Raw genomic sequence first — 24,723 nt, 5'->3', positions numbered from 1 at the left:
GCACATCATCCGTTGTCACCCCAACGCAGCGCCGTTAGCCTGCGAGTTCTCCCCGGGGACGACCATCGATGCGATCCACCACCTTGTCTTTCGCGCTGCTGCTTGCGCTGTGCGGCTGTGCGCATGCCGATGACCCGTCGCGCGCGGCGACCGGCACTCCTGCCGATTCCTCCGCCAAGCCTCTCGACCTCACCGAGGCCGACGTGGCCGGCCTGCAAGCGCGCATGAGCAGCGGCCAGAGCACTAGCCTGCAACTCACGCGCGCGTATCTGCAACGCATTGCCAGCATCGATCGCTCAGGCCCCACGCTCAACGCGGTGATCGAACTCAACCCGCAGGCCGAAGCCGACGCGCGCGCCCTGGACGCCGAACGCAGCGCCGGCCGTGTACGCGGGCCGCTGCACGGCATCCCGGTGCTGCTCAAGGACAACATCGATGCGCTGCCGATGGTCAACAGCGCCGGCTCGCTGGCCCTGGCCGAGTTCAAGCCCACACGCGATGCGTTTCTGGTGCAGCGCCTGCGCGCCGCCGGCGCGGTGATCCTGGGCAAGACCAACCTCAGCGAATGGGCCAATTTCCGCTCCACCCAGTCCAGCTCCGGCTGGAGCGGGCGCGGCGGGCTCACCCGCAATCCCTATGCGCTGGATCGCAATCCCTGCGGTTCCAGTGCCGGCACCGGTGCGGCGATCGCGGCCAGCCTGGCCGCCGTGGGCATCGGGACCGAAACCGATGGCAGCATCACCTGCCCGGCTGCGGTCAACGGCCTGGTCGGGCTCAAGCCCACCGTGGGCCTGGTCAGCCGCGACGGCATCATCCCGATTTCCGCCAGCCAGGACACCGCCGGCCCGATGACACGCAGCGTCGCCGATGCGGCCACGCTGCTGCAGGCCATCGCCGCGCCCGACCCGCAGGACCGGGCCACCGCCAGGGCGCCTGCCAGCAGCGTCGACTATCTGGCCCACCTCAAGCCCGACGGCTTGCGTGGCGCGCGCCTGGGCCTGCTACGCAACCCGCTACGCGAGGACCCGGCCATCGCCGCAACGCTCGACCGCGCGGTGCAGACGCTGCGTGCGGCGGGCGCCACCGTGATCGAGACCCACCTGGCTACCGATGGCAAGTGGGATGCCGCCGAGCAAACGGTCTTAGTGGTGGAATTCAAGGCCGGCCTGAATGCGTATTTGCGCAGCCACAACGCACCGGTAACGAGCCTGGAGCAGCTGATTGACTTCAACCGCAAACACGCGCAGCGCGAGATGGCGTACTTCGGGCAGGAACTGTTCGAACAGGCGCAGGCAGCGCCCGGCCTCGACGACGCGGGCTATCTGAGCGCACGCGCCAACGCCAAACGGCTGGCCGGGCCGGAAGGCATCGATGCGGCACTGCAGGCAGAGCGCCTGGATGCCTTGATCGTTCCCACCACCGGCGCGGCCTGGGTCACGACACTCGGCAAGGGCGACACCTTCCCCGGTGCCGGCTATGGCGCCGCCGCGGTGGCCGGCTACCCCAGCCTGAGCGTGCCGATGGGCCAGACCCAGGGCCTGCCGCTGGGCTTGCTGTTCATGGGCACGGCCTGGAGCGAGCCGCGCCTGATCGAGCTGGCGTATGCGTACGAACAACGCAGCCATGCGCGGTTTGCGCCCCGCTACGCGCCGAGCGCACTGCCGGCGACACCGGACGCATCGCAATCGAAGATGGCTGACTGAGGCACCGCAAGGCAGTACGTACGCGGTGCAAGCATCGACATGCGACGACTGCATCACCAGGATGTCGCACTGCTTGTCGCCCAGGCAACTGCGCACCGCCCTGTGTCGATACGCCGCACCGGAGAACCGGGTGGCCTCTAGCGCGCGCCGACGCGGCCAGGCGCGTCGGGCAGCGCTAGATCGATGCTGCAGGCTCGCCGTCTTCCGCGCCCGGCGAACGCACGCTCTCCGGGGAGATCGGTTCTGCGGCACGCGACACCGGCTTTTCCTGCGCGGCGATTTCGGCGCGGATCCTGGGCAGTGCATACGCATGCTCGCGGGTCAGGAAGTCGATCATGCGTTCGCGCACCAGGCAGCGCAGATCGAAGGCATCACCGGAATTGCGTGCGCTCACCAGCAGCCGCACCTGGATGGTGTTGTCGCTGGTGTCGGTGATCTGGGTCACGCACACACGGCCATCCCATAGCGGCTCGCTGTGGCAGATACGCTCCAGTTCCGCGCGTACCGCTGCAATGGGCGTGCGGTAATCCAGCCACAGGAACGCGGTGCCGAGCAGATCGGCGCTGCTGCGCGTCCAGTTCTGAAAGGGGTTTTCGATCCACCAGGTCAGCGGCACCACCATGCGCCGCTCATCCCAGATCCGCACCACCACATACGAGCTGCCGATCTCTTCGATGCGGCCCCACTCGCCTTCCACGATCACTACATCGTCCAGGCGAATCGGCTGGGTCAACGCAATCTGCAAGCCGGCGATCAAATTGCCGAACACCGGCTTGGCCGCGATACCGGCCACCAGCCCGATGATGCCGGCCGAGGCCAGCAGGGTCTTGCCGATCTGGCGCACCTGCGGAAACGTCAACAGCACTACCGAAATGCCGAGCAGGATCACCGTGCCCATCAGTACGCGGCTCAGTACCCGGGTCTGGGTCTGGATGCGCCGTGCGGTGAGGTTGTCCGAAACTTCGATCGGGTTGCTGCGCAGGATCGCCGCTTCGCCAGCGGCCACCGCGCGCACCAACAGCCAGGTGACGCAACCGACGATGCCCACATGCAGCAGGTGCTGCACCGCTGCGAGCGCCTTGCCGGCCAGCGGAGTCGCTTCGGTCGCGATGCCCAGAAAGAACAGCGGCAAGATGAAAGCCGCTGGCAAGGTAATCACGCGAATGATGCGCGCACGGCGATAGTCGCGGCCCTGCATGCGGCGAAACAGCCACAGCATCAACGACCAGGTAACGATGCCCGCCAGCAGCGAGGCACCGAGCGGAATTGCGTATTCGCGGATGACGTTCCAATCGGCAGTCAAACCGTTCCTCCTGTGTGGGAAGAGAGGGATGGCTACCAGAGCATGCCGCAAGCGGCATGAGCATCACGTCATGCGCACACGCCGTTCATGCGCCCAACGGCTGGGACGCCACCTGTTGTTGCTTGCGCACGATTGCCATCGCAATTTCCAGCGACTGTTCGTAGTTCAGGCGCGGATCCACGCTGGAGCGATATGCCCGCTCCAGATCGCGTTCGGTCAGCTCGCGCGCACCGCCGGTGCACTCGGTGACGTCTTCGCCGGTGAGCTCCAGATGCACACCACCCAGCCGTGTGCCGGCCGCTGCATGCAGGTCGAACGACAACTCCACCTCGTTGCGGATATTGTCGAAACGCCGGGTTTTATAGCCATTGCCGGTGCTTTCGGTATTGCCATGCATGGCATCGCAGACCCACAGCACGCGGCGCCCATCGCGCTTCACCGCATCCAGTAGCGGCGGCAGTTTTTCGGCAATCTGCGCCGCGCCCATGCGGTGGATGAAGCTCAGACGCCCGGGTTCGTCCTCCGGGTTGAGCACATCGATCAGCCGCAGCAACTGGTCCGGCTGCACCGACGGCCCCACCTTGATCGCGATCGGATTGCGCACGCCACGCAGGTACTCCACGTGCGCGCCATCCAGCGCAGCCGTACGCATGCCGATCCATGGGTAATGCGTGCTGAGGTTGAACCAGCCCCACTGCCGCGGTACCTGGCGGGTCAGGCCTTCTTCGTACGGCAGCAACAGCGCTTCGTGCGAGGTGTAGAAATCGATGCGGTTGAGGTTGTACACCTCCGCGCCGGACAGGGTCTCCATGAAGCGCACGGCATCGCCGATCGAGGCGACCATCTTCTGGTAGTCCGCTGCCAGTGGCGAGTACCCCACCCAATCCAGATTCCAGTATTCCGGGTGATGCAGGTCGGCGAAGCCGCCGTCGATCAAGGCGCGCACGAAGTTCATCGTCATCGCCGAACGCGAATGCGCGGTGATCATGCGGCGCGGATCGGGCACCCGCGCCGCCTCGGTGAAGGCCGGCGCGTTGATCACATCGCCGCGATAGCTCGGCAAGGTCACGCCATCGCGGGTTTCGGTATCGGCCGAGCGCGGCTTGGCGTATTGCCCGGCAAAGCGGCCCACCCGCACCACCGGCAAATGCAGCCCGTGCACCAGCACCAGGCTCATTTGCAGCAGCACCTTCAAGCGGTTTGAAATGGTGCCCGATTCGCAATCGCTGAAATTTTCCGCGCAATCGCCGCCCTGCAGCAGAAAGCGCTTGCCTTCCTGCGCTTCTGCCAACTGGCGCTTGAGCGCAAAGATTTCCCACGAGGTCACCAGCGGCGGCAGCTGCCCCAGCTCGCGCATGGCAGCCTGCAGCGCGGTCTCATCCGGATATACCGGCAGCTGCAACGCAGGTTTGCCGCGCCAGCTGTCCGGCGCCCACGCAGCGGCGGCGGAATCGGAAACGGGAGTGGGGGCGAAAAGATTCATGGCAAAACTCCTGGACAGCCTGCGATGGTGGCAGAGCCAGCGCGTCAGGCAAAGCATCCGCGCGCGTCACGCCCCATCGTTTCGCTGGCGCTGTTCGTGAAAGCGGCACGCCACACCAGCGGACGCGACTGAACGGCGAGCAAAGCCCGCAACCCAAGCATGACTTTCGGCCTACGCTAGCGCCGGCCCATCAGCTTTCGGCCGGCTAGCGTTACAGCAGCGCCGCCTTCTCGCCCGACGTTGCCGGCGACCTGATCTCCACCAGCGATATCGCACTGTACGACGGCACCACCAACCACCAATCCACCAGCGGCGGCCCGATCACGCCGCTGAGCGAACGCAGCGACTACGTCGACCTGGGCATCTCGCAGGTCGTCAGCGACCACCTCACCCTGGGCCTGGACACTTCACTACCGCAAGGCCGATTTCCTGCAGGACGAAGGTCAGTTCGGCGCCGCCTATGTCTGTTCCACCTTCAATTATTGCTACGGCCACATCCGCGGTGCCGAGTTCAGCGCCGACTACAGCAACGGTCCGGTCACCGCCTATTTCAACCTGGGCTACAGCAAGGCGATGGGCAAGCAGGTCATGACCAGCCTGTACAACTTCGACCCCGACGCACTGGCCTACACCGCGAGCAACTGGATCCACCTGGACCACGACCAGAAACTGACGTCCTCTGGCGGCATCAACTACGCCCTCGACGACAGCAGCAGAATTGGCGCCAACTACCTGTATGGCAGCGGCCTGCGCACCGATACCGACACCGTCCCCAATGGCGGCGAGCTGCCGTCGTATTTCCAGTTGAACCTCAGCGCCGGGCACGACTTCGCACTCACCACGCGCCCGCTGCACGCACCACTGGCAGCGCTCAACGTGCTCGATCGCAGCTATCAGTTGCGCGACGGCGGCGGCATCGACGTGTTTGCGCCGCAATGGGCGCCCAGGCGCTTCGTGTACCGGAGCCTGCAGCAGGACTTTTGATCGCCGAGCAGGACGGCGGATGGACTGGCCAGCCGGTTCATCTGCCCGCGATTGCATTGAAAGCGCGGGCTAACGCGCTACGTCCGGGAACCTCACCGACACCACATAACCAGTCGATGCGCGCGTCCCTCGATGCCTGCGTCTTCTGCCGCGTCCGCCACAAGACGTAACCGCGCTCAGTGATGGACCGAACTACGCCGCGCCTTGAAGCCCGCGTACAGCGCCCATAGCGCCAGCCCCACGAACCACACCATGCTCCACATCGGCATGCTCAGCCCCAGGAAACGCCAATCGATATTGCCGCAATCCCCGGTACCGGTCAGCACGGTGCGGAACACCTCGAACGGCCCCATCGTCTCGCTCAGAAAGCTCAACGGCGGCCCGCACGAAGACATCATGTCCTTGGGGCGGATCTGCACCCACACATGGCGCGCAGCGATGCCCATGCCCACACCCGCAGCGATGAAGCTCAATACGCCATAGACCTTGCGCGCGCCGGCAGCCCGTGGCCCATGCAGCGCGCCGAGCAGGAATAACGCTGCCAGCGCCGCAAATGCGATCCGCTGGAAAATGCACAGCGGGCAAGGCTCCAGACCCAGATGCAGCTGCACATAGATCGCATAGGCCAGCACCCCTGCGCACGCAAGGAAACCCAGCAGAAACTGCGCCCGGAAACTCCAACGAAATGGATTCATCGTCACTGCTTGCCTAGGGTCGAGACGCCGATTATCAGCCATCACCGCAGCCATGACCACGCGTGCCCGAGCGACCGGTCGCACCGTGCGAAGCACCTGGCGCTGTTCTGCGACGCGGCCGGGCTGCGTTGGCAACCAGTACACCCACCTGGTGGCCGAACAGTCGAGGCCCACGATGAGAAACACCGGCAAGTGGCAACCTAAGTCCAAGAGCCGCCGTCGATTACACGGAAGGAAGCTGCAGCCGGTCAGGTCAGCGACAAATGATCGCAGCGAACCGAAAGCGTTGACTGCGTCGCTGTGCTTGCTGTGTGACGCACCCTTGCAGGTAAAGCCACCAACAGTCAAAAAAACATCCTCTTCAATCAGCCAACAAAAAGCCCGGCGTGAGCCGGGCTTTTTAAGAATCTTTGCAGAGGCGATCCGATTACTCGGCCACTTCTTCGGCAACGACCGGACGGTCGACCAGCTCGACATACGCCATCGGCGCATTGTCACCGGCACGGAAGCCGGCCTTCAGGATGCGCAGGTAGCCGCCGGGACGGGTTGCGTAACGCGGGCCCAGTTCGACGAACAGCTTGCCCACTGCTTCCTTGTCGCGCAGGCGAGCAAACGCCAGACGACGATTGGCAACGCCATCGACCTTGCCGATGGTGATCAGCGGCTCGGCGACGCGACGCAGTTCCTTGGCCTTCGGCAAGGTGGTCTTGATCAGCTCGTGCTTGAACAGCGAAGCGGCCATATTGCGGAACATGGCTTCGCGGTGCGCGCTGGTACGGTTGAACTTACGGCCGGATTTCTGGTGACGCATGAGTGTGGTTTCCTAAGGAATATTGAGACTGCTTCAGTGACCTTGTCGCCATCCTGGCGCTGTTGAATGGACTGCGGTTGGTCCGAGCCGGCCGTCCTTTGACCGGATGTCATCGCAGGCTTTGGCCCGTCGATGTAGAAAAACGAACATGGGCGCCCGAAGACGCCCATGCCTTACTGCATTAACCAAGCATGCCGTGCTGGGCGACACCGGCCGGCGGCCAGTTCTCCAGCTTCATGCCCAGTGCAAGGCCGCGCTGTGCCAGCACTTCCTTGATTTCGGTCAACGACTTCTTGCCCAGATTCGGGGTCTTGAGCAGCTCCACTTCGGTCTTCTGGATCAGATCGCCGATGTAGTAGATGCTCTCGGCCTTGAGGCAATTGGCCGAACGCACGGTCAGCTCGAGGTCGTCGATCGGGCGCAGCAGCACCGGATCCACGCCGCTGGCAGCCGGCTTGGCCGCACCGCGATCGCGGTGGGTGAAATCGCCGAACACCGACAGCTGATCGCTGAGAATGTCGGCGGCAGTGCGCACGGCTTCCTCGGCATCGATCGTGCCGTTGGTTTCGATATCGATCACCAGCTTGTCGAGGTCGGTGCGCTGTTCAACACGCGCAGCTTCCACGGCATAGGCAACGCGACGCACGGGCGAGAACGACGCATCCAGCATCAAACGACCGATGGTACGGGTCTCTTCGTCCGGACGACGGCGCGCAGCAGCCGGCTGATAGCCGAAGCCACGCTCGATCTTCAGGCGCATGTTCAGTGCGGTGTCTTTGGTCAGGTGGCAGATCACGTGGTCGCCGTTGATGATCTCAACGTTGTGATCGGTCCTGATGTCTGCCGCAGTGACCGTACCCGGACCCTGCTTGGACAGCGACAGCGTGGCGCTGTCGCCACTGTGCATGCGAATTGCCACGTCTTTCAGGTTCAGCAGGACGTCAAGCACGTCTTCCTGCAAACCTTCGACCGTGGTGTACTCGTGCAGCACGCCGTCGATCTCGACCTCGGTGATCGCAAAACCGGGGATCGACGACAACAACACACGACGCAGGGCATTGCCCAGCGTGTGCCCGTAACCGCGCTCCAAGGGCTCGATCACGACCTTGGCACGGTTGTCGGTAAGACGTTCGATCTGCGGACCACGGGGGCGCAGAACCTGGTTGGCGGTAACCGTCATGTTGCGGGGTCTCCTGCGAACCTCCGGCAGTGCCGGAGGTTCTCCAATGTGAATTACTTCGAATACAACTCGACGATCAGCGCTTCGTTGATATCCGAAGGCAGGTCAGCGCGATCCGGAACGGCCTTGAACACGCCGCTGAACTTCTTCGAATCGACTTCAACCCACGACGGCGTCATGTCGTGCTGCTCAGCCACGGTCAGGGCTTCCTGCACGCGGAGCTGCTTCTGTGCCTTTTCCGACAGCGTGATCGCATCGCCAGCCTTGATCTGGTAAGAGGCCAGATTCACCGACTTGCCATTGACCAGCACGCCACGGTGCGACACCAGCTGGCGCGCGGCCGGACGGGTGACGGCAAAGCCCATGCGGTAGCAGACGTTGTCCAGACGGGTTTCCAACAACTGCAGCAGGTTCTCGCCGGTGTTGCCCTTCTTGGTCGAGGCCTTCTTGTAGTAGTTGCGGAACTGACGTTCCAGCAAACCGTAGATACGCTTGACCTTCTGCTTTTCACGCAGCTGGGTGGCGTAGTCGGAGAGCTTGCCCTTGCGTGCTGCGCCGTGTTGGCCGGGCTTCTGCTCAAGCTTGCACTTGGAGTCCAGCGCACGCGCCGGGCTCTTGAGGGAAAGGTCGGCGCCTTCGCGGCGCGCGAGCTTACAGGTAGGACCGATATAACGAGCCATTTCTTATCGCTCCCTTTAGACGCGACGCTTCTTCGGCGGACGGCACCCGTTGTGCGGGATTGGCGTCACGTCGATGATGTTGGTGATCTTGTAGCCCACGTTGTTCAACGAACGCACGGCCGACTCACGGCCCGGACCCGGACCCTTGATACGTACTTCCAGCGACTTCACGCCGTAGTCGAGCGCAGCGCGGCCAGCCTTTTCGGCGGCAACCTGAGCAGCGAACGGGGTCGACTTACGCGAACCACGGAAACCGGCGCCGCCGGACGTAGCCCACGACAGCGCATTGCCCTGGCGATCGGTGATGGTGACGATGGTGTTGTTGAACGAAGCGTGGACATGAGCGACGCCGTCAGTGATGACGCGCTTGATCTTCTTCTTCGTTTTCTTTTCTGCTGGCTTTGCCATGATCTATCCCTTACTTCCTGATCGCCTTGCGCGGACCCTTACGGGTGCGGGCGTTGGTACGGGTGCGCTGACCACGCAGCGGGAGACCACGGCGATGACGCAGACCGCGATAGCAGCCCAGGTCCATCAGTCGCTTGATCGCGATACCGATTTCGCGGCGCAGGTCGCCTTCGACGACATACTTGCCGACTTCGGCGCGCAGGCGCTCGATTTCGGGTTCGGACAGATCACGAATCTTCGTGGTCGAGGTAACGCCTGCGGATTCGCAGAGCTTCTTCGAACGGGTACGGCCGATGCCGTAGATGCTTTGCAACCCGACCCAGACGTGCTTCTGGGCTGGCAGGTTGACGCCTGCAATACGCGCCATGACGCGATTCTCCAACTGAGTGATGGCCCGACGGCGCCCAGGCGCCACCCGGCAGGATGGATCAAAAATGAACTCGGAATTGTAGCTAGGCCTCGGATTGCTTTGAAGCCCATGGAACCAAAGGTTCCATCGACCCGGCGTGGGGAGTGTGCCCTCGCTCCGGCGCCGGACGGTGTTGATCCAGAAAACCTCTCCGAATCGCCTGTGCTACTCCCGCACAGGACCACCCCGTCACACCCGCGCGCGAGACGTCGCGCGAGCCGCCCTTCTGATCGGAAGATCGTGGCCCGGGAACCAGGCCGTCTTCACGTAATGAAGATCTAGTGTACCACTTAACCGCGCGCCAGACCGCCGCGCGAGCCGCCCTTGAGGTTGGCCTTCTTCAGCAAGCTCTCATACTGATGCGACATCAGGTGCGCCTGAATCTGCGCGATGAAGTCCATCACCACTACCACCGCGATCAGCAGCGAGGTGCCACCGAAGTGGAACGAAGTGCCGAGCTGCGTGCGCATGATTTCCGGCAGCAGGCAGACGATCACCAGGTACAACGAGCCGGCGGCTGTCAGACGGGTCAGCACACCATCCACGTAGTCGGCGGTGGCCTTACCCGGACGAATCCCCGGAATCAGTGCACCCGACTTCTTGAGGTTGTCGGCGGTTTCCTGCGAATTGAATACCAGCGCGGTGTAGAAGAACGCAAAGCCAATGATCAGTGCAGCAAACACCAGCATATGCACCGGCTCACCAGGTCCAAGCGCATTGGCAATCTTCTGCAGCCACGAACCCACGCCACCCGATGCCGCCTGACCCGACCACATGGACAGCGTCGCCGGGAAAGCCAGGATGCTCGAAGCGAAGATCGGCGGAATCACACCGGCCATGTTGAGCTTCAACGGCAGGAACGAGGTCTGGTTCATGTACGCATTGCGACCGCCCTGGCGGCGAGCGTAGTTGACCGTAATACGCCGTTGCCCACGCTCGACGAACACCACAAACAGGGTAAAGGCGAGGATGGTGATGACGATCAGCAAGAGCGAGATGAAGCTCAAATTGCCTTCGCGGAACGCCTCAACGGTCTGGATTGCCGCCGACGGCAAACCAGCCACAATGCCGGCGAAAATGATCAGCGACACACCGTTGCCGATACCGCGCTCGGTAACCTGCTCGCCAACCCACATCAAGAAAATAGTGCCAGCCGTCAACGCAATCACTGCGGTGAGCACGAAGCCCATGCCCGGCGCATACACCACCGGAGCGCCACCAGGCGCGGTCTGGTTCTGCAATGCGAGCGCGATACTGCCGCCCTGCACCACTGCCAGCAACACCGCTCCGATACGCGAATACTGGGTGATCTTGCGTCGGCCGGACTCGCCTTCCTTCTGCATCGCCTTGAGGGCGGGAAAGATGTGCGTGGCCAGCTGGATCACGATTGATGCCGAGATATACGGCATCACATTCAACGCAAAAATACTGAAACGGTGCAGGGCGCCGCCCGAGAACATGTTGAACATGTCCACGATGCCGCCGCCCTGCGCCTGCATCAACGAAAGCATGGCATCGGGGTTCACGCCAGGCACCGGCACGTAGCAGCCGATGCGATAAACGATCAATGCCCCGAGGACGAACAGCAACCGCTGGCGAAGTTCCGTGAACTTGCCGAGCCCGCCACCGAGGTTACCAATGCCAGCCTGCGCCATCTGCCGATTACTCCTCTACGCTGCCGCCGGCAGCTTCGATTGCTGCCTTGGCGCCTGCGGTTGCCGCAACGCCCTTCAGCACGAACTTCTTGCTCAGCTCGCCCTTCAGCACGATCTTCGCCTTCTTGGCGCGGCTCGGGACCAGATTGGCCGCACGCAGCGCTGCAAAGTCGACATCACCGGCATCCAGCTTGTCCAGCTGGTAGGACAACACTTCTGCGGTGTCGCGCGCCATCTTGGAGCGGAAACCGATCTTCGGCAGACGGCGCTGCATCGGGGTCTGGCCGCCTTCGAAACCGGCCTTGATCTTGCCGCCACCCTTGCGAGCGAACGAACCCTTGTGACCGCGACCAGCGGTCTTGCCGAGGCCAGAACCGATGCCACGACCGACGCGGGTGCGCTCGGTGCGGGCGCCGTCGGCCGGCTTGAGGTCATTAAGACGCAGAGTCATGGGATTACTCCTCAACCTTGACGAGGTAGTGAACCGTGTTGATCAGACCACGCACCTGCGGGCTGTCTTTCAGTTCACGCACATCGTTGAGCTTATTCAGGCCCAACGCACGCACCGACAGGCGGTGACGCGACTGGGTTCCACGCAAGCCGCGCACCAGGCGCACCTTGACGGTCTTGTTGGTGTCATTAGCCATGGTTGAGATCCTCGACCTTCTTGCCGCGCTTGGCAGCCACGCGCGCCGGCGACTGCACTTCCGACAGACCCTTCAGGGTTGCACGGACCAGGTTGATCGGGTTACGCGAACCGACCGCCTTGGCCAGCACGTTCTTGACGCCAACCGCTTCCAACACGGCGCGCATCGCACCGCCGGCAATGACGCCGGTACCTTCGGAAGCCGGCTGCATGTACACGCGTGCGGCGCCATGGCCGGACTTGACCGCATGCCACAGGGTGCCATTGTTCAGATCGACAGTGGCCAAGTTCTTGCGCGCCTGCTCCATCGACTTCTGAATGGCGACCGGCACTTCTCGCGCCTTGCCATAACCGAAACCGACCTTGCCCAGACCATCGCCGACCACGGTCAGCGCGGTGAAGGTGAATTGGCGACCGCCCTTGACCGTCTTGCTGACGCGATTGACCGCGACCAGCTTTTCGATCATGCCATCGTCGACTTTCTCTTCGCGGTTACGGTCGCGATCACGACCCCGCGGTGCACGTTCTTCTGCCATCTTGATTCCTTGATTGATTGAGTATGTACGGCTCGAAGCCGCTTATGGTTGTGGAGTCACGCTGTGTTCCCGGCACCGTTGCAAAAGAACGGGACAGTCCGGCATCTCCCTGCCGGCGGTATCGCGGATGTGGTCGATGACCACACCCGCAGCAGTGCTTAGAACTGCAGGCCGCCTTCGCGAGCTGCATCGGCGAGCGCCTTGATGCGGCCGTGATAGCGATAGCCCGAGCGGTCGAATGCGACCTTCTCGATGCCCGCAGCCTTGGCGCGCTCGGCGATCAGCTTACCGACCTTGACGGCCGCATCGCTGTTCTTGCCATTCTTCAGGCCGTCCTTGACGTCGGCCTGCAGGGTGTTCGCAGCAGCGATCACCTTGGAGCCGTCGGCAGTGAAGACCTGCGCGTACAGATGCTGACCGGTGCGCAGCACCGACAGACGGGCGACGCCCAGCTCACGGATGTGCGAACGGGTGGACTTGGCGCGACGCAGACGGGCGATGTTCTTGTTGATGCTCATGATATGTGTCCTACGGAAGCTGAAGGAAAACAGGCTTTTGCAATAAGAAGTCCGGCCATGGATGGCCGGGCTCCCCGCAGAGGAACCTGCCTTACGCCTTCTTGGCTTCCTTGCGAATGATGACTTCACCGGCGTACTTCACACCCTTGCCCTTATAGGGCTCCGGCGGACGGAAACCGCGAATCTTGGCGGCGACTTCACCGACGCGCTGCTTGTCGGCGCCCTGGACCACGATTTCGGTCTGGGTCGGGGTCGACAGCGTGATGCCTTCCGGCGCCACGAACACCAACGGGTGCGAGAAACCGAGCGCCAGGCTCAGGTCCTTGCCCTGCATGGCAGCACGGTAACCGACGCCGACCAGCTCGAGCTTGCGCTCGAAGCCTTCGGACACGCCCTTGACCATATTGGCCAGAATGGCGCGCACGGTGCCGGTGATGGCCAGCTGCGACGGATCGTTCGCCGACAGGGTTGCAACATCGCCGTCGATGGCGATTTCCACGCCCACCGGCTTCGGCAGGGTCAACGTGCCCTTCGGGCCCTTGACGCTGACCAGCTCAGGCTGGACGTTGAGCTCAACACCCTTCGGAAGGGACACAGGCTTCTTGGCTACACGGGACATGTTCGATTCCTTCCCTTAGGCCACGAAGCACAGGACTTCACCACCAACGCCGGCTTCGCGAGCCTGCGCATCGGTCATGATGCCCTTCGACGTGGAGATGATGGCGATACCCAGGCCACCGAGGACCTTGGGCAGCTCGGTCTTGCCGCGGTACTGACGCAGACCCGAGCGCGAGAAACGCTTCAGGGTCTCAATGACCGGACGGCCTTCGAAATACTTCAGCACGATTTCCAGCTCCGACTTGTTGTTTTCGGTGGCCGTAACGCGCAGGTCGGCGATATAACCTTCGTCCTTCAGGACCTGGGCGATCGCAACCTTGATCTTGGACGACGGCAATTTCACCGTCTGCTTACCAACCGCGGCCGCATTCTTGATGCGAACCAGCAGGTCGGCGATGGGATCAGTCATGCTCATGTGAGTACCTTTGAGTGCACCGATATCCGCTTTCGCGAAAATCTTGTGTTTTCCTGGGGACGGGCCAGGACCCTTGACGCCATGCCAGGCCCGTACGGGCAAGACAGAAGCGGAAGTATACGACAAAAGAGCCCGACTTGCGCCGGACTCCCTTGTTGAACAGGACCAACCTGCTCGAACCGGCCGCGAACGGCCGGAATGCTGTTACCAGCTTGCCTTACGCAGGCCCGGAACGTCGCCGTTCATCGTGGCCTTGCGCAGCATGTTGCGACCCAGACCGAACTTGCGGTAGACACCGCGCGGACGACCGGACAGCTCGCAACGGTTGCGGTGGCGGCTCGGCGACGAATCGCGCGGCAGCTTCTGCAACTTGGTCGATGCATCGATCTTCTCTTCGTAGGACGCATCCTGGCTGGAGAGGATCTTCTTCAGCGCATCACGCTTGCCGGCAAACTTCTTCGCCAACTTTGCACGCTTGATGTCGCGGTGGATCATGGAGGTCTTTGCCATTTCGGATTTCCTCGACGGTCAGTTACGGAACGGGAACTTGAACGCTGCCAGCAGCGCCTTCGCTTCCGCATCCGTCTTGGCGGTGGTGGTGATGGCGATATCCATACCGCGAATCGCATCGACAGCGTCGAAATCGATTTCCGGGAAGATGATCTGTTCCTTCACACCCATGTTGAAATTGCCACGACCGTCGAAGGAGCGACCGGACACACCACGGAAGTCGCGCACGCGCGGCAACGAGATGTTGATCAGGCGATCCAGGAATTCGTACATCTTGGCGCGACGCAAGGTGGTCTTGCAGCCGATCGGCCAACCGTCACGAATCTTGAAGGATGCGACCGAAACGCGCGACTTGGTGACCACCGGCTTTTGACCGGAGATCTTGGACATGTCGGCGACCGCATTTTCCAGAATCTTCTTGTTGGTAGCGGCTTCGCCCACGCCCATGTTGAGCGTGACCTTGACCAGCTTCGGCACTTCCATCGGATTGGTGTAGCCGAATTCCTTCATCAGGGCCGGCACCACGTTTTCCTTGTAAAACTTTTCGAGACGAGTGTTCATGATCTCATTCCTCAGGCGTCAAGCGCCTCACCGCTGGAGCGGAACACACGCAATTTGCGTCCATCCTCCAGCACCTTGAAGCCAACGCGCTCGCCCTTGCCCGTTGCCGGGTTGACGATATTGACGTTGGAGATATGGATCGACGCTTCACGCTCGACCACGCCGCCGGCAACGCCTGCCTGCGGGTTCGGCTTGGTGTGGCGCTTGATGACGTTGGCGTTGGAAACGATCACGCGATCGCCGTCCACGCGCACAACTTCACCCTGCTTACCCTTGTCCTTGCCGGTGTTGATGACGACCTGGTCGCCCTTCTTGATACGGTTAGCCATGTGTATGTCCTCCGCTCACAGCACTTCGGGAGCGAGCGAGACGATCTTCATGAACTTCTCGGAACGCAGCTCGCGCGTCACCGGCCCGAAGATGCGGGTCCCGATCGGCTCCTGCTTATTGTTCAACAGCACAGCGGCGTTGCCATCGAAGCGGATCAGCGAACCGTCGGGACGGCGCACACCCTTGCGGGTACGCACCACGACGGCGTCGTAGACTTCGCCTTTCTTGACCTTGCCACGCGGAATGGCGTCCTTGACGGTCACCTTGATGATGTCACCAATGTGTGCGTAGCGGCGCTTCGAGCCGCCCAGCACCTTGATGCACATCACTTCCTTGGCGCCCGAATTGTCGGCGACGTCGAGGTAGCTCTGCATCTGGATCATGATTCAGATCTCCCTTATTCAGCCGAACGGGTGACGATTTCCACCACCCGCCAGTTCTTGGTCTTGGACATCGGAGCAATCTCGGTCACACGCACGACGTCGCCTTCGTTGCAGGCATTGTCGGCGTCGTGTGCGTGCAGCTTGGTCGAGCGCTTGATGTACTTGCCGTACAGAGCATGCTTGACCTGGCGCTCCACCAACACGGTGACCGTCTTGTCCATCTTGTTGCTGACGACACGGCCTTCGACCGTGCGCAGCGCTTGCTTTTCGTTGTTGTCGCTCATCGCGGCCGTCCTTACTTGGTGCTGCCGAGCAGGTGCTTGACGCGAGCAATCTCGCGGCGCACCCGGCGGGTTTCGTGGGTCTTCGGCAGCTGGCCGGTGACCTGCTGCATACGGAGCGAGAACTGCTCCTTACGCAGATCGGTCAGGTGGGCCTTCAGTTCGTCAGCCGACTTCTCGCGGAGTTGTTTGATATCCATCAGCGCACCGTCCGGGTCACGAAAGTGGTGGTCACCGAGAGCTTTGCAGCGGCAAGGCGGAACGCCTCACGTGCGGTCTCTTCGGGAATACCCTCGATTTCATAGATCATGCGGCCCGGCTGAATCTGCGCGACCCAGTACTCCACGTTGCCCTTACCGGAGCCCATGCGGACCTCGATCGGCTTCTTGGTGATCGGCTTGTCGGGGAACACACGGATCCACATCTTGCCGCCCTTTTTGACGTGGCGGCTGATCGTGCGACGTGCTGCTTCAATCTGGCGTGCGGTCAGCTGACCGTGCGCCGTGGCCTTGAGGCCGTATTCGCCGAAGCTGACGGCGTTTCCGCTCCATGCCAGGCCGTCATTGCGGCCCTTGTGCATCTTGCGATATTTGGTTCGCTTGGGTTGCAACATTGCCGTTACCTCGCTTCACGAGCCGGGCGCGACGGGCGGTCACCACGGTCGCCGCGATCGTTACGATCGTTGCGCGGGCTGTCGTCCTGCTTTTCCTGGCCAACCTGGGAGAAGTCGAAAACCTCGCCCTTATAGATCCAGACCTTGATCCCGATGATGCCGTACGTCGTGGACGCTTCGGCAAAACCGTAATCAATGTCGGCACGTAGCGTGTGCAGCGGCACGCGGCCTTCGCGGTACCACTCCGAACGGGCGATTTCTGCACCGTTGAGGCGGCCAGCCACATTGACCTTGATGCCCAGGGCACCCAGGCGCATCGCGTTACCGACCGAGCGCTTCATTGCACGGCGGAACATGATGCGACGCTCAAGCTGCTGCGCGATCGACTCGGCGACCAGCTGCGCATCCAGCTCCGGCTTGCGCACTTCGGTGACGTTGATGTGCGCCGGAACGCCCATCAGCTCGCTCACTTCCTTACGCAGCTTTTCGATGTCCTCGCCACGCTTGCCGATCACCACGCCCGGACGGGCGGTGTGGATCGTCACGCGGGCGGTTTTGGCAGGGCGCTCGATCAAGATCTTGCTGACACCTGCCTGCGCGAGCTTCTTGCGCAGCATTTCACGCACTTTCAGGTCGGCTGCCAGATAGGCAGCGAAATCGCCCTTGTTTGCGTACCACTTGGAGTTCCAGTCTTTGGAGATACCAAGACGGATTCCAGTCGGATGAACTTTATGACCCATGGTCTTTTCCTTTCCGCTTACTTGGCGGCGCCGACAATCACAGTGATGTGACTGGTGCGCTTGAGGATGCGGGTACCGCGGCCTTTCGCCCGCGCCATGAAACGCTTCAGGGACGGACCTTCATCAACCATGATGGTCTTGACCTTCAGCTCGTCGACATCCGCGCCCTGATTGTTTTCGGCATTGGCAATCGCCGACTCCACAACCTTTTTGATCAGGTGTGCAGCCTTTTTATCCGAGAACTTCAGCAGATTGACCGCACGCTCGGCGGACAAACCACGCACCTGGTCAGCGACCAGGCGGGCCTTCTGCGGGGAGATGCGCGCGGTGCGCAGGATTGCTTTCGCTTCCATCGTCATCTCTCCTTACCTGCTCGACTTCTTGTCGCCACCGTGACCCTTGAAGGTCCGGGTGACGGCAAATTCGCCGAGCTTGTGGCCGACCATATTCTCGTTGACGAGCACCGGAATGTGGTTCTTGCCGTTATGCACGGCGATGGTGATGCCTACCATTTCGGGCAGGATCATCGAACGGCGCGACCAGGTCTTGATCGGCTTCTTGCTACCCGCAGCAGACTCCACCTTCTTTGCAAGGTGGTGATCGACGAACGGGCCCTTCTTGAGTGAACGTGCCATGGTCGATTAGCCCCTACGATCGCGGACGATGAACTGCTGGGTGCGCTTGTTCTTGCGCGTCTTGTAACCCTTGGTCGGGACACCCCACGGGGTGACCGGATGCGGATTACCCTGACCAGCCTTCGCTTCACCACCACCGTGCGGGTGATCGACCGGGTTCATGGCCGCACCGCGAACGGTCGGGCGAACACCGCGCCAACGCTTGGCGCCGGCCTTGCCCAACTTCTCGAGGTTGTGCTCGTCGTTGCCGACTTCGCCGATGGTGGCGCGGCATTCGACCGGCACCTTGCGCATTTCGCCCGAGCGCAGACGCAGCGTGGCATAGATGCCTTCGCGAGCGACCAGCTGGACGGCTGCACCGGCAGCACGTGCGATCTGAGCGCCCTTACCCGGCTTCAGCTCGATACCGTGAACCGTCGTACCGACCGGGATGTTACGCAGCGGCAGCGTGTTACCGGTCTTGATCGGCGCGTTGGCACCGGCAATGACCTGATCGCCAGCCTTCAGACCCTTCGGGGCGATGATGTAGCGGCGCTCGCCGTCGACATAGCACAGCAGGGCGATATGAGCGGTACGGTTCGGATCGTATTCGATCCGCTCCACACGCGCCGGAATGCCTTCCTTGTTGCGCTTGAAGTCGATGATGCGGTAGTGCTGCTTGTGGCCACCACCGACGTGACGCACGGTGATGCGGCCATGGTGGTTACGGCCACCGGACTTGCTCTGCGAATCGAGCAGCGCCGCATGCGGTGCGCCCTTGTGCAGATCGGGAGTAACCACGCGCACGGCGGAACGACGGCCGGGAGAGGTGGGTTTGAACTTCATCAATGGCATGGGATGGACCTCAGGCCTTGGCCGTTACGTCGATGGACTGACCATCAACCAGGCGGACGTACGCCTTGCGCCAATTGCCACGGCTGCCAGCACGGTTACGGAAGGACTTGCTCTTGCCCTTGACGTTGACCACGTTGACTGCCTTGACCTTGACGTCGAACAGCTGCTCGACCGCGGCCTTTACATCGGCTTTGGTGGCTTCGTTCGAAACTTCGAAGACATACTGGTTGGAGATTTCCTGCAGGCGCGCGGTCTTTTCGGAGACTCGCGGAGCACGCAGCACGCTGAAGATTTTTTCGTTGCTGCTCATGCCAGCCACTCCTCGACCTTCTTGACCGCATCGGCGGTGATCACGACCGTATCGGCCCCGACCAGAGCGACCGGATCCAGACCCTGCACATCACGCACCTGCACATACGGCAGATTGCGAGCGGACAGATACAGGTGCTCGGAGGCTTCTTCGGTGACGATCAGCGGGCGCTTGCCCACGTCCAGTCCCTTGAGCTTCTCGATCAGACCCTGGGTCTTGGTGGTTTCGACGTCGAACGCATCGACGATCATCAGGCGACCCTGGCGGTTAAGCTCAGAGAAGATCGCGCAGATGGCCGCACGGTACATCTTGCGGTTGACTTTCTGCTCGAAGCTGCGCGGCTTGGCCGCGAAGGTCACGCCGCCGCCGACGAAGATCGGAGCCGTCAACGCGCCATGACGCGCGCCGCCGCCCTTCTGCTTCTTCGACTTCTTGGTCGTGCCCGCAACTTCCGAACGCGTCTTCTGTGCCTTGGTACCAGCGCGACCGGCGTTGCGATAAGCGACGACGACCTGGTGAACCAGATCTTCGCTGAATTCGCGACCGAACACGGCATCGGAGACCGAGACCTTGTTGTTGCTACCCGTGATAACGAGTTCCATCGTCATCTCTCCTTATGCCTTGCTCGCCGGACGGACGATCACGTCGCCACCAGCTGCGCCAGGCACGGCGCCGCGGATAGCAATCAGACCACGCTCGACGTCGACCTTGACCACTTCCAGGTTTTGCGTGCTTTGCTGCACGGCGCCCATGTGGCCCGACATCTTCTTGCCCGGGAAAACGCGACCCGGGGTCTGGCGCTGACCCAACGAACCCGGCGCGCGATGCGACAGCGAGTTACCGTGAGTTGCATCGCCCATACGGAAGTTGTAGCGCTTGATGGTGCCCTGGAAACCCTTACCCTTGGTGACGCCCTGGACGTCGACCTTCTGGCCGACCTCGAAGATGTCCGCCTTGATTTCGCCGCCGACGGCGAAATCGCCGAGCTGCGCATCTTCAACGCGGAATTCCCACAAGCCACGACCCGCTTCGACCTTCGCCTTGGCGAAGTGACCGGCGGCCGGCTTGTTGACCAGTGCGGCGCGACGCGCGCCAACGGTAATCTGCACGGCGCTGTAGCCGTCAACTTCGACGGTCTTGATCTGCGCGATGCGGTTCGGAGTTGCTTCGATCAGCGTGACCGGTACCGAGCGACCGTCTTCAGTGAAGACGCGGCTCATACCAGCCTTGCGGCCCACGAAGCCCAACGAATATTTCTTCGTCATGGTCGTAGTCCTCAGGTGAGCTTGATCTGGACGTCGACGCCAGCCGCGAGTTCGAGCTTCATCAGCGCGTCCACGGTCTTGTCGTTCGGGTCGACGATATCGAGCACACGCTTGTGCGTGCGGGTTTCGTATTGGTCACGCGCATCCTTGTCGGCATGCGGGGATACGAGGATGGTGTAACGTTCGATCTTGGTCGGCAACGGGATCGGGCCACGCACTTGCGCGCCGGTCCGCTTAGCCGTTTCGACGATCTCGCTGGCCGAACGGTCGATCAAACGATGATCGAACGCCTTCAACCGAATCCGGATCTTTTGTTCCGACATGACGGAAGCTTCCTTCGTTAAAAGAGCGACGGGCAAGGCCTCTGGGATACCTGCCCCGATATTCCTGACGTTGATGAATTCGCCGCAATCCTGTCAGCGAGGGCATTTCCTCCGCCCAAAAACTGAGGCAGCCCGGTAAACCGGCCTGCCCAGACGGAAAAGTATAGTGCGCAACCAGAGCACCGTCAACAACACGTGAGTTGTTGAGTGCCCCACGCAACGCGACCTTCCCGGTCTGGCGAACACGAGCGGCGTCCTGCCGTTCTTTTCGCTGTAACTCGGCGCCCTACCCAGGGACATCGAGCCGCACATTATAGCGAGGGATTTCCGTCCTCGCAAGCAGCCAGAACAAAAAAGGCGGCAGGCGCCAGCAGCATTTCCGCTAACAAAAAAGGGCCGGCTTGCGCCGACCCTTTTGGCTGCGCCGGCAACCTAGGTTGCCGGACTGCAGGCGGGTCTTACTTGATGATCTTGGCAACCACGCCGGCGCCGACGGTACGGCCACCTTCACGGATGGCGAAGCGCAGACCTTCGTCCATCGCGACCGGGTTGATCAGGGTCACGACCATCTTCACGTTGTCGCCCGGCATCACCATTTCCACGCCTTCCGGCAACTGGCAGGCGCCAGTGATGTCGGTGGTACGGAAGTAGAACTGCGGACGGTAGCCCTTGAAGAACGGGGTATGACGGCCACCCTCGTCCTTGGACAGCACGTAGACCTCGGCTTCGAACTCGGTGTGCGGCTTGATCGAACCCGGCTTGCACAGCACCTGGCCACGCTCGACGTCGTCACGCTTGGTGCCGCGCAGCAGCAGACCGGCGTTATCGCCTGCCTGACCCTGGTCCAGCAACTTGCGGAACATTTCCACACCGGTGACGGTGGTCTTCTGCGTGTCGCGGATACCGACGATTTCGATTTCGTCGCCGACCTTGATGATGCCGCGCTCGATACGACCGGTCACCACGGTGCCACGACCCGAGATCGAGAACACGTCTTCCACCGGCATCAGGAACGGACGGTCGACGTCGCGGGTCGGATCCGGAATGAAGGTATCCAGGGCTTCGACCAGCTTCAGGATCGCCGGCACACCGATGTCGCTCTGATCGCCGTCCAGCGCCAGACGGGCCGAACCGTGGATGATCGGAGTGTCGTCGCCCGGGAAGTCGTACTTGCTCAGCAGCTCACGCACTTCCATCTCGACCAGCTCGAGCAGCTCGGCGTCGTCGACCATGTCGGCCTTGTTCAGGAACACGACGATGTGCGGCACACCGACCTGACGCGAGAGCAGGATGTGCTCACGGGTCTGCGGCATCGGACCGTCGGCAGCCGAACACACCAGGATCGCGCCGTCCATCTGCGCCGCACCGGTGATCATGTTCTTGACGTAGTCGGCGTGGCCGGGGCAGTCGACGTGCGCGTAATGGCGAACTGCGGACTCATATTCAACGTGCGCGGTCGAGATCGTGATACCACGCGCCTTCTCTTCCGGCGCTGCGTCGATCGCGTCGTACGCCTTGAACTCGCCACCGAAACGCTCGGCACCGATCTTGGTCAGCGCAGCGGTCAACGTGGTCTTGCCATGGTCGACGTGACCAATGGTGCCGACGTTAACGTGCAGCTTTTCGCGAATATATTTAGCTTTTCCCATGAATCACAACCTCTAATTGAAAAATTTTGTTTGAAGCGGCTGAGCGAACTCAGCCCTTCTTGGTGACGGCGTCGGCGATGTTGGCCGGCGCCTCTTCGTAATGGTCGAATTCCATCGAGAACGTCGCACGACCCTGGCTCATCGAGCGCAGCGACGTCGCGTAACCGAACATCTCACCCAGCGGAATCATCGCATTGATGATCTTGCCCGACGGGCTGTCGTCCTGACCCTGCAACACGCCACGACGGCGGCTCACGTCGCCCATCACGTCACCCAGGTAATCCTCTGGACTGACGATTTCGACTTTCATGATCGGCTCCAGCAACACCGGGCTGGCTTTTGCGAAGCCCTGCTTGAACGCCATCGATGCGGCCAGCTTGAACGCCATTTCCGAGGAGTCGACGTCATGGTACGAGCCGAACACCAGCTTGACCTTGACGCCCACAACCGGGAAGCCGGCGATCGGACCACTGGTGATCGTCTCGCGCAGACCCTTTTCGACCGAGGGGATGAATTCCTTCGGGATAATGCCGCCGGTGATGTCGTTGACGAACAGGAAATCGTCCTTGACGTTGTCACTCTTGCGCTCTTCCTCGGTCATCGGCGACAGCTCGATCACCACGTGACCGTACTGACCCTTACCACCGGACTGCTTGGCGTGCTTGTAGTCGGACTTGACGTCGGACTTGCGGATCGTTTCGCGGTAGGCCACCTGCGGCTTGCCGACGTTGGCCTCGACATTGAACTCGCGACGCATGCGGTCGACGATGATGTCCAGGTGCAACTCGCCCATACCCGAGATGATGGTCTGGCCGGATTCTTCGTCGGTCTTGACGCGGAACGAGGGATCTTCCTGCGCCAGACGGCCCAGGGCCATGCCCATCTTTTCCTGGTCCGACTTGGTCTTCGGCTCCACCGCCATCGAGATCACCGGCTCCGGGAACACCATGCGTTCCAGGGTGATGATCTTGTCCTGCGCACACAGCGTGTCGCCGGTGGTGACGTCCTTCAGACCCACGGCAGCGGCGATGTCACCAGCGCGCACTTCCTTGATCTCTTCGCGATTGTTGGAATGCATCTGCAGGATGCGGCCCACGCGCTCTTTCTTCGACTTGACCGGGTTATAGACCTGGTCGCCGGAGTTCAGCGTGCCCGAATAGACACGGAAGAACGTCAGCGAGCCCACGAACGGGTCGGTCATGATCTTGAACGCCAACGCCGAGAACGGCGCCGTATCGCTCGCCGCGCGCGTGTCTTCCTTCTCGTCTTCGTCGATACCTGCAACCGGCGGACGGTCGGCCGGCGACGGCAACAGGTGCACGACGCCGTCAAGCATGGCCTGCACACCCTTGTTCTTGAACGCCGAGCCACAGAACACCGGCACGATTTCGACCTTCAGGGTGCGCTCGCGCAGACCGGCGATGATCTCTTCTTCGCTCAGGTCGCCTTCGTTGAGGTACTTGTCCATCAGGTCTTCGCTGGCTTCAGCAGCCGCTTCCACCATGAACGAACGCGCCTCGGTCGCGATCTCGACCAGATCGGCCGGGATATCGCGGTATTCGAAGGTGGTGCCCTGCGACGCGGCATCCCAATGGATCGCCTTCATCTTCAGCAGGTCGACGACGCCCTCGAAGCCATCTTCGGCACCGATCGGCACCTGCATCGGCACGGCATACGCACCCAGACGGGCCTTCAGCTGCTCAACGACCTTGTCGAAGTTGGCACCGGTACGGTCCATCTTGTTGACGAAGGCCATGCGCGGCACGGAATACTTGTTGGCCTGACGCCACACGGTCTCGGACTGCGGCTGCACGCCACCGACGGCACACAGCACGAACACCGCACCGTCGAGCACGCGCAAGGAGCGCTCCACTTCGATGGTGAAGTCGACATGCCCGGGGGTGTCGATGATGTTGAAGCGATACTGCTGCATGGACTTGTCCATGCCCGACCAGAACGCAGTGGTCGCAGCGGAGGTGATGGTGATACCACGCTCCTGCTCCTGCTCCATCCAGTCCATCACTGCAGCGCCGTCATGGACTTCGCCGATCTTGTGACTCACACCGGTGTAGAACAGGATGCGCTCGGAAGTGGTGGTCTTGCCGGCATCGATGTGGGCCATGATGCCGAAGTTGCGGTAACGCTCGATAGGGGTGGTGCGGGCCACGGGGAGCCTCTCAATTTCTTGGAATTCGGATGGCCGAACGCCGCCTTTCGGCGGCCTTCGGATTTGATGCGACGCAAG

At 61.9% G+C, this 24,723-nt stretch carries 33 protein-coding genes and 1 pseudogene; 2 read left to right on the top strand and 32 right to left on the bottom strand.

The window, feature by feature from the left end:
* Positions 1-83 precede the first annotated feature (83 nt).
* Positions 84-1,703 carry an amidase gene (locus M3O59_RS04945; protein WP_181920511.1) on the top strand — a complete coding sequence of 540 codons (1,620 nt, stop codon included), beginning with the start codon at positions 84-86 and terminating at the stop codon, positions 1,701-1,703.
* A 175-nt stretch (positions 1,704-1,878) separates the two neighbouring features.
* Here M3O59_RS04945 and M3O59_RS04940 read toward each other — a convergent pair whose 3' ends face one another.
* A complete protein-coding gene (locus tag M3O59_RS04940; RefSeq protein ID WP_064634206.1) occupies positions 1,879-3,006 on the bottom strand; it encodes a mechanosensitive ion channel family protein in 1,128 nt (375 codons plus the stop codon).
* Positions 3,007-3,091: 85 nt separating this feature from the next.
* On the bottom strand, positions 3,092-4,489 hold the full coding sequence (locus M3O59_RS04935; RefSeq protein WP_116905550.1) for a class II 3-deoxy-7-phosphoheptulonate synthase: 1,398 nt from the start codon (positions 4,487-4,489) through the stop codon (positions 3,092-3,094).
* A 242-nt stretch (positions 4,490-4,731) separates the two neighbouring features.
* On the opposite strand from M3O59_RS04935, the pseudogene M3O59_RS04930 reads away from it, so the two are divergent.
* Positions 4,732-5,473: pseudogene (locus M3O59_RS04930) on the top strand (TonB-dependent receptor domain-containing protein); the annotation flags it as partial.
* 176 nt (positions 5,474-5,649) lie between these two features.
* On the opposite strand, the gene M3O59_RS04925 reads toward M3O59_RS04930, so the two are convergent.
* From M3O59_RS04925 to fusA, 30 genes are all read right to left on the bottom strand, one after another.
* Positions 5,650-6,168 carry a disulfide bond formation protein B gene (locus M3O59_RS04925; protein WP_116905549.1) on the bottom strand — a complete coding sequence of 173 codons (519 nt, stop codon included), beginning with the start codon at positions 6,166-6,168 and terminating at the stop codon, positions 5,650-5,652.
* Between the two features lie 427 nt (positions 6,169-6,595).
* Entirely contained in the window at positions 6,596-6,979 is a 384-nt protein-coding gene (gene rplQ, locus M3O59_RS04920) for a 50S ribosomal protein L17 (protein WP_003486665.1), read from the bottom strand.
* 181 nt (positions 6,980-7,160) lie between these two features.
* Positions 7,161-8,159 (bottom strand): DNA-directed RNA polymerase subunit alpha, encoded by a 999-nt coding sequence (locus tag M3O59_RS04915; RefSeq protein ID WP_002811635.1) that lies wholly within the window; start codon positions 8,157-8,159, stop codon positions 7,161-7,163.
* Positions 8,160-8,212: 53 nt separating this feature from the next.
* The gene (gene rpsD / locus M3O59_RS04910) at positions 8,213-8,839 is read right to left on the bottom strand and encodes a 30S ribosomal protein S4 (RefSeq protein WP_002811641.1); all 627 of its coding nucleotides are present in this window, start codon (positions 8,837-8,839) and stop codon (positions 8,213-8,215) included.
* Positions 8,840-8,854: 15 nt separating this feature from the next.
* Positions 8,855-9,247 (bottom strand): 30S ribosomal protein S11, encoded by a 393-nt coding sequence (gene rpsK / locus M3O59_RS04905; RefSeq protein ID WP_003486671.1) that lies wholly within the window; start codon positions 9,245-9,247, stop codon positions 8,855-8,857.
* Between the two features lie 10 nt (positions 9,248-9,257).
* A complete protein-coding gene (gene rpsM, locus M3O59_RS04900; RefSeq protein ID WP_003486672.1) occupies positions 9,258-9,614 on the bottom strand; it encodes a 30S ribosomal protein S13 in 357 nt (118 codons plus the stop codon).
* Positions 9,615-9,946: 332 nt separating this feature from the next.
* Positions 9,947-11,311, bottom strand: coding sequence for a preprotein translocase subunit SecY (secY, locus tag M3O59_RS04895; RefSeq protein ID WP_008571664.1), 1,365 nt, complete (start codon positions 11,309-11,311; stop codon positions 9,947-9,949).
* 7 nt (positions 11,312-11,318) lie between these two features.
* The gene (gene rplO / locus M3O59_RS04890) at positions 11,319-11,762 is read right to left on the bottom strand and encodes a 50S ribosomal protein L15 (protein ID WP_003486676.1); all 444 of its coding nucleotides are present in this window, start codon (positions 11,760-11,762) and stop codon (positions 11,319-11,321) included.
* A 4-nt stretch (positions 11,763-11,766) separates the two neighbouring features.
* Positions 11,767-11,958, bottom strand: coding sequence for a 50S ribosomal protein L30 (rpmD, locus tag M3O59_RS04885; RefSeq protein ID WP_064634203.1), 192 nt, complete (start codon positions 11,956-11,958; stop codon positions 11,767-11,769).
* Positions 11,951-12,493: a 30S ribosomal protein S5 gene (gene rpsE / locus M3O59_RS04880; protein ID WP_064634202.1), complete on the bottom strand. Its 543-nt coding sequence runs from the start codon at positions 12,491-12,493 to the stop codon at positions 11,951-11,953. The genes rpmD and rpsE overlap by 8 nt, the downstream gene beginning before the upstream one ends.
* Positions 12,494-12,651: 158 nt before the next feature.
* Positions 12,652-13,011, bottom strand: coding sequence for a 50S ribosomal protein L18 (rplR, locus tag M3O59_RS04875; protein ID WP_010371104.1), 360 nt, complete (start codon positions 13,009-13,011; stop codon positions 12,652-12,654).
* A gap of 91 nt (positions 13,012-13,102) precedes the next feature.
* A complete protein-coding gene (gene rplF / locus M3O59_RS04870) occupies positions 13,103-13,630 on the bottom strand; it encodes a 50S ribosomal protein L6 (protein ID WP_064634201.1) in 528 nt (175 codons plus the stop codon).
* A 15-nt stretch (positions 13,631-13,645) separates the two neighbouring features.
* The gene (rpsH, locus tag M3O59_RS04865; RefSeq protein ID WP_064634200.1) at positions 13,646-14,044 is read right to left on the bottom strand and encodes a 30S ribosomal protein S8; all 399 of its coding nucleotides are present in this window, start codon (positions 14,042-14,044) and stop codon (positions 13,646-13,648) included.
* 204 nt (positions 14,045-14,248) lie between these two features.
* Positions 14,249-14,554, bottom strand: a complete 306-nt coding sequence (rpsN, locus tag M3O59_RS04860; RefSeq protein ID WP_005917137.1) for a 30S ribosomal protein S14 — start codon at positions 14,552-14,554, stop codon at positions 14,249-14,251.
* An 18-nt stretch (positions 14,555-14,572) separates the two neighbouring features.
* Complete coding sequence (rplE, locus tag M3O59_RS04855) at positions 14,573-15,115, bottom strand: 50S ribosomal protein L5 (RefSeq protein WP_010371090.1); 543 nt, start codon at positions 15,113-15,115, stop codon at positions 14,573-14,575.
* Positions 15,116-15,126: 11 nt separating this feature from the next.
* Complete coding sequence (gene rplX, locus M3O59_RS04850) at positions 15,127-15,444, bottom strand: 50S ribosomal protein L24 (protein ID WP_003486696.1); 318 nt, start codon at positions 15,442-15,444, stop codon at positions 15,127-15,129.
* Between the two features lie 15 nt (positions 15,445-15,459).
* The gene (gene rplN / locus M3O59_RS04845) at positions 15,460-15,828 is read right to left on the bottom strand and encodes a 50S ribosomal protein L14 (RefSeq protein WP_003486699.1); all 369 of its coding nucleotides are present in this window, start codon (positions 15,826-15,828) and stop codon (positions 15,460-15,462) included.
* Positions 15,829-15,842: 14 nt separating this feature from the next.
* Complete coding sequence (rpsQ, locus tag M3O59_RS04840) at positions 15,843-16,112, bottom strand: 30S ribosomal protein S17 (protein WP_010371082.1); 270 nt, start codon at positions 16,110-16,112, stop codon at positions 15,843-15,845.
* Between the two features lie 11 nt (positions 16,113-16,123).
* Positions 16,124-16,309: a 50S ribosomal protein L29 gene (gene rpmC, locus M3O59_RS04835; protein WP_003486703.1), complete on the bottom strand. Its 186-nt coding sequence runs from the start codon at positions 16,307-16,309 to the stop codon at positions 16,124-16,126.
* Entirely contained in the window at positions 16,309-16,722 is a 414-nt protein-coding gene (rplP, locus tag M3O59_RS04830; RefSeq protein ID WP_003486706.1) for a 50S ribosomal protein L16, read from the bottom strand. Before rplP ends, rpmC begins: the two co-directional genes overlap by 1 nt.
* Positions 16,723-16,727: 5 nt before the next feature.
* A complete protein-coding gene (rpsC, locus tag M3O59_RS04825) occupies positions 16,728-17,462 on the bottom strand; it encodes a 30S ribosomal protein S3 (protein ID WP_005993372.1) in 735 nt (244 codons plus the stop codon).
* Positions 17,463-17,479: 17 nt separating this feature from the next.
* On the bottom strand, positions 17,480-17,815 hold the full coding sequence (gene rplV, locus M3O59_RS04820; protein ID WP_002811686.1) for a 50S ribosomal protein L22: 336 nt from the start codon (positions 17,813-17,815) through the stop codon (positions 17,480-17,482).
* A 12-nt stretch (positions 17,816-17,827) separates the two neighbouring features.
* Entirely contained in the window at positions 17,828-18,097 is a 270-nt protein-coding gene (gene rpsS, locus M3O59_RS04815) for a 30S ribosomal protein S19 (protein ID WP_005993369.1), read from the bottom strand.
* Positions 18,098-18,103: 6 nt separating this feature from the next.
* Positions 18,104-18,931, bottom strand: a complete 828-nt coding sequence (gene rplB, locus M3O59_RS04810; RefSeq protein WP_003486715.1) for a 50S ribosomal protein L2 — start codon at positions 18,929-18,931, stop codon at positions 18,104-18,106.
* Between the two features lie 10 nt (positions 18,932-18,941).
* Complete coding sequence (gene rplW, locus M3O59_RS04805; protein ID WP_002811694.1) at positions 18,942-19,241, bottom strand: 50S ribosomal protein L23; 300 nt, start codon at positions 19,239-19,241, stop codon at positions 18,942-18,944.
* Positions 19,238-19,843 (bottom strand): 50S ribosomal protein L4, encoded by a 606-nt coding sequence (rplD, locus tag M3O59_RS04800; RefSeq protein ID WP_016900669.1) that lies wholly within the window; start codon positions 19,841-19,843, stop codon positions 19,238-19,240. The genes rplW and rplD overlap by 4 nt, the downstream gene beginning before the upstream one ends.
* Before the next feature lie 12 nt (positions 19,844-19,855).
* On the bottom strand, positions 19,856-20,506 hold the full coding sequence (gene rplC, locus M3O59_RS04795) for a 50S ribosomal protein L3 (RefSeq protein ID WP_011036123.1): 651 nt from the start codon (positions 20,504-20,506) through the stop codon (positions 19,856-19,858).
* 11 nt (positions 20,507-20,517) lie between these two features.
* The gene (gene rpsJ, locus M3O59_RS04790; protein WP_003486723.1) at positions 20,518-20,829 is read right to left on the bottom strand and encodes a 30S ribosomal protein S10; all 312 of its coding nucleotides are present in this window, start codon (positions 20,827-20,829) and stop codon (positions 20,518-20,520) included.
* Between the two features lie 458 nt (positions 20,830-21,287).
* A complete protein-coding gene (gene tuf / locus M3O59_RS04785) occupies positions 21,288-22,478 on the bottom strand; it encodes an elongation factor Tu (protein ID WP_064634192.1) in 1,191 nt (396 codons plus the stop codon).
* A gap of 49 nt (positions 22,479-22,527) precedes the next feature.
* Complete coding sequence (gene fusA, locus M3O59_RS04780) at positions 22,528-24,645, bottom strand: elongation factor G (protein ID WP_116905548.1); 2,118 nt, start codon at positions 24,643-24,645, stop codon at positions 22,528-22,530.
* Between the last annotated feature and the right edge of the window lie 78 nt (positions 24,646-24,723).

Origin of the sequence: Xanthomonas nasturtii, from assembly GCF_023337365.3 — a bacterium.
GTDB lineage: Bacteria > Pseudomonadota > Gammaproteobacteria > Xanthomonadales > Xanthomonadaceae > Xanthomonas > Xanthomonas nasturtii.
This window is presented reverse-complemented; position numbering and strand designations above follow the sequence as displayed.

Excerpts from the sequence above, each read along its gene's own strand:
- M3O59_RS04935 (WP_116905550.1), bottom strand. The coding sequence starts at position 4,489 with ATGAATCTTTTCGCCCCCACTCCCGTTTCCGATTCCGCCGCCGCTGCG.
- M3O59_RS04925 (WP_116905549.1), bottom strand. The coding sequence starts at position 6,168 with ATGAATCCATTTCGTTGGAGTTTCCGGGCGCAGTTTCTGCTGGGTTTC.
- rplQ (WP_003486665.1), bottom strand. The coding sequence starts at position 6,979 with ATGCGTCACCAGAAATCCGGCCGTAAGTTCAACCGTACCAGCGCGCAC.
- M3O59_RS04915 (WP_002811635.1), bottom strand. The coding sequence starts at position 8,159 with ATGACGGTTACCGCCAACCAGGTTCTGCGCCCCCGTGGTCCGCAGATC.
- rpsD (WP_002811641.1), bottom strand. The coding sequence starts at position 8,839 with ATGGCTCGTTATATCGGTCCTACCTGTAAGCTCGCGCGCCGCGAAGGC.
- rpsK (WP_003486671.1), bottom strand. The coding sequence starts at position 9,247 with ATGGCAAAGCCAGCAGAAAAGAAAACGAAGAAGAAGATCAAGCGCGTC.
- rpsM (WP_003486672.1), bottom strand. The coding sequence starts at position 9,614 with ATGGCGCGTATTGCAGGCGTCAACCTGCCAGCCCAGAAGCACGTCTGG.
- secY (WP_008571664.1), bottom strand. The coding sequence starts at position 11,311 with ATGGCGCAGGCTGGCATTGGTAACCTCGGTGGCGGGCTCGGCAAGTTC.
- rplO (WP_003486676.1), bottom strand. The coding sequence starts at position 11,762 with ATGACTCTGCGTCTTAATGACCTCAAGCCGGCCGACGGCGCCCGCACC.
- rpmD (WP_064634203.1), bottom strand. The coding sequence starts at position 11,958 with ATGGCTAATGACACCAACAAGACCGTCAAGGTGCGCCTGGTGCGCGGC.
- rpsE (WP_064634202.1), bottom strand. The coding sequence starts at position 12,493 with ATGGCAGAAGAACGTGCACCGCGGGGTCGTGATCGCGACCGTAACCGC.
- rplR (WP_010371104.1), bottom strand. The coding sequence starts at position 13,011 with ATGAGCATCAACAAGAACATCGCCCGTCTGCGTCGCGCCAAGTCCACC.
- rplF (WP_064634201.1), bottom strand. The coding sequence starts at position 13,630 with ATGTCCCGTGTAGCCAAGAAGCCTGTGTCCCTTCCGAAGGGTGTTGAG.
- rpsH (WP_064634200.1), bottom strand. The coding sequence starts at position 14,044 with ATGAGCATGACTGATCCCATCGCCGACCTGCTGGTTCGCATCAAGAAT.
- rpsN (WP_005917137.1), bottom strand. The coding sequence starts at position 14,554 with ATGGCAAAGACCTCCATGATCCACCGCGACATCAAGCGTGCAAAGTTG.
- rplE (WP_010371090.1), bottom strand. The coding sequence starts at position 15,115 with ATGAACACTCGTCTCGAAAAGTTTTACAAGGAAAACGTGGTGCCGGCC.
- rplX (WP_003486696.1), bottom strand. The coding sequence starts at position 15,444 with ATGGCTAACCGTATCAAGAAGGGCGACCAGGTCGTCATCAACACCGGC.
- rplN (WP_003486699.1), bottom strand. The coding sequence starts at position 15,828 with ATGATCCAGATGCAGAGCTACCTCGACGTCGCCGACAATTCGGGCGCC.
- rpsQ (WP_010371082.1), bottom strand. The coding sequence starts at position 16,112 with ATGAGCGACAACAACGAAAAGCAAGCGCTGCGCACGGTCGAAGGCCGT.
- rpmC (WP_003486703.1), bottom strand. The coding sequence starts at position 16,309 with ATGGATATCAAACAACTCCGCGAGAAGTCGGCTGACGAACTGAAGGCC.
- rplP (WP_003486706.1), bottom strand. The coding sequence starts at position 16,722 with ATGTTGCAACCCAAGCGAACCAAATATCGCAAGATGCACAAGGGCCGC.
- rpsC (WP_005993372.1), bottom strand. The coding sequence starts at position 17,462 with ATGGGTCATAAAGTTCATCCGACTGGAATCCGTCTTGGTATCTCCAAA.
- rplV (WP_002811686.1), bottom strand. The coding sequence starts at position 17,815 with ATGGAAGCGAAAGCAATCCTGCGCACCGCGCGCATCTCCCCGCAGAAG.
- rpsS (WP_005993369.1), bottom strand. The coding sequence starts at position 18,097 with ATGGCACGTTCACTCAAGAAGGGCCCGTTCGTCGATCACCACCTTGCA.
- rplB (WP_003486715.1), bottom strand. The coding sequence starts at position 18,931 with ATGCCATTGATGAAGTTCAAACCCACCTCTCCCGGCCGTCGTTCCGCC.
- rplW (WP_002811694.1), bottom strand. The coding sequence starts at position 19,241 with ATGAGCAGCAACGAAAAAATCTTCAGCGTGCTGCGTGCTCCGCGAGTC.
- rplD (WP_016900669.1), bottom strand. The coding sequence starts at position 19,843 with ATGGAACTCGTTATCACGGGTAGCAACAACAAGGTCTCGGTCTCCGAT.
- rplC (WP_011036123.1), bottom strand. The coding sequence starts at position 20,506 with ATGACGAAGAAATATTCGTTGGGCTTCGTGGGCCGCAAGGCTGGTATG.
- rpsJ (WP_003486723.1), bottom strand. The coding sequence starts at position 20,829 with ATGTCGGAACAAAAGATCCGGATTCGGTTGAAGGCGTTCGATCATCGT.
- tuf (WP_064634192.1), bottom strand. The coding sequence starts at position 22,478 with ATGGGAAAAGCTAAATATATTCGCGAAAAGCTGCACGTTAACGTCGGC.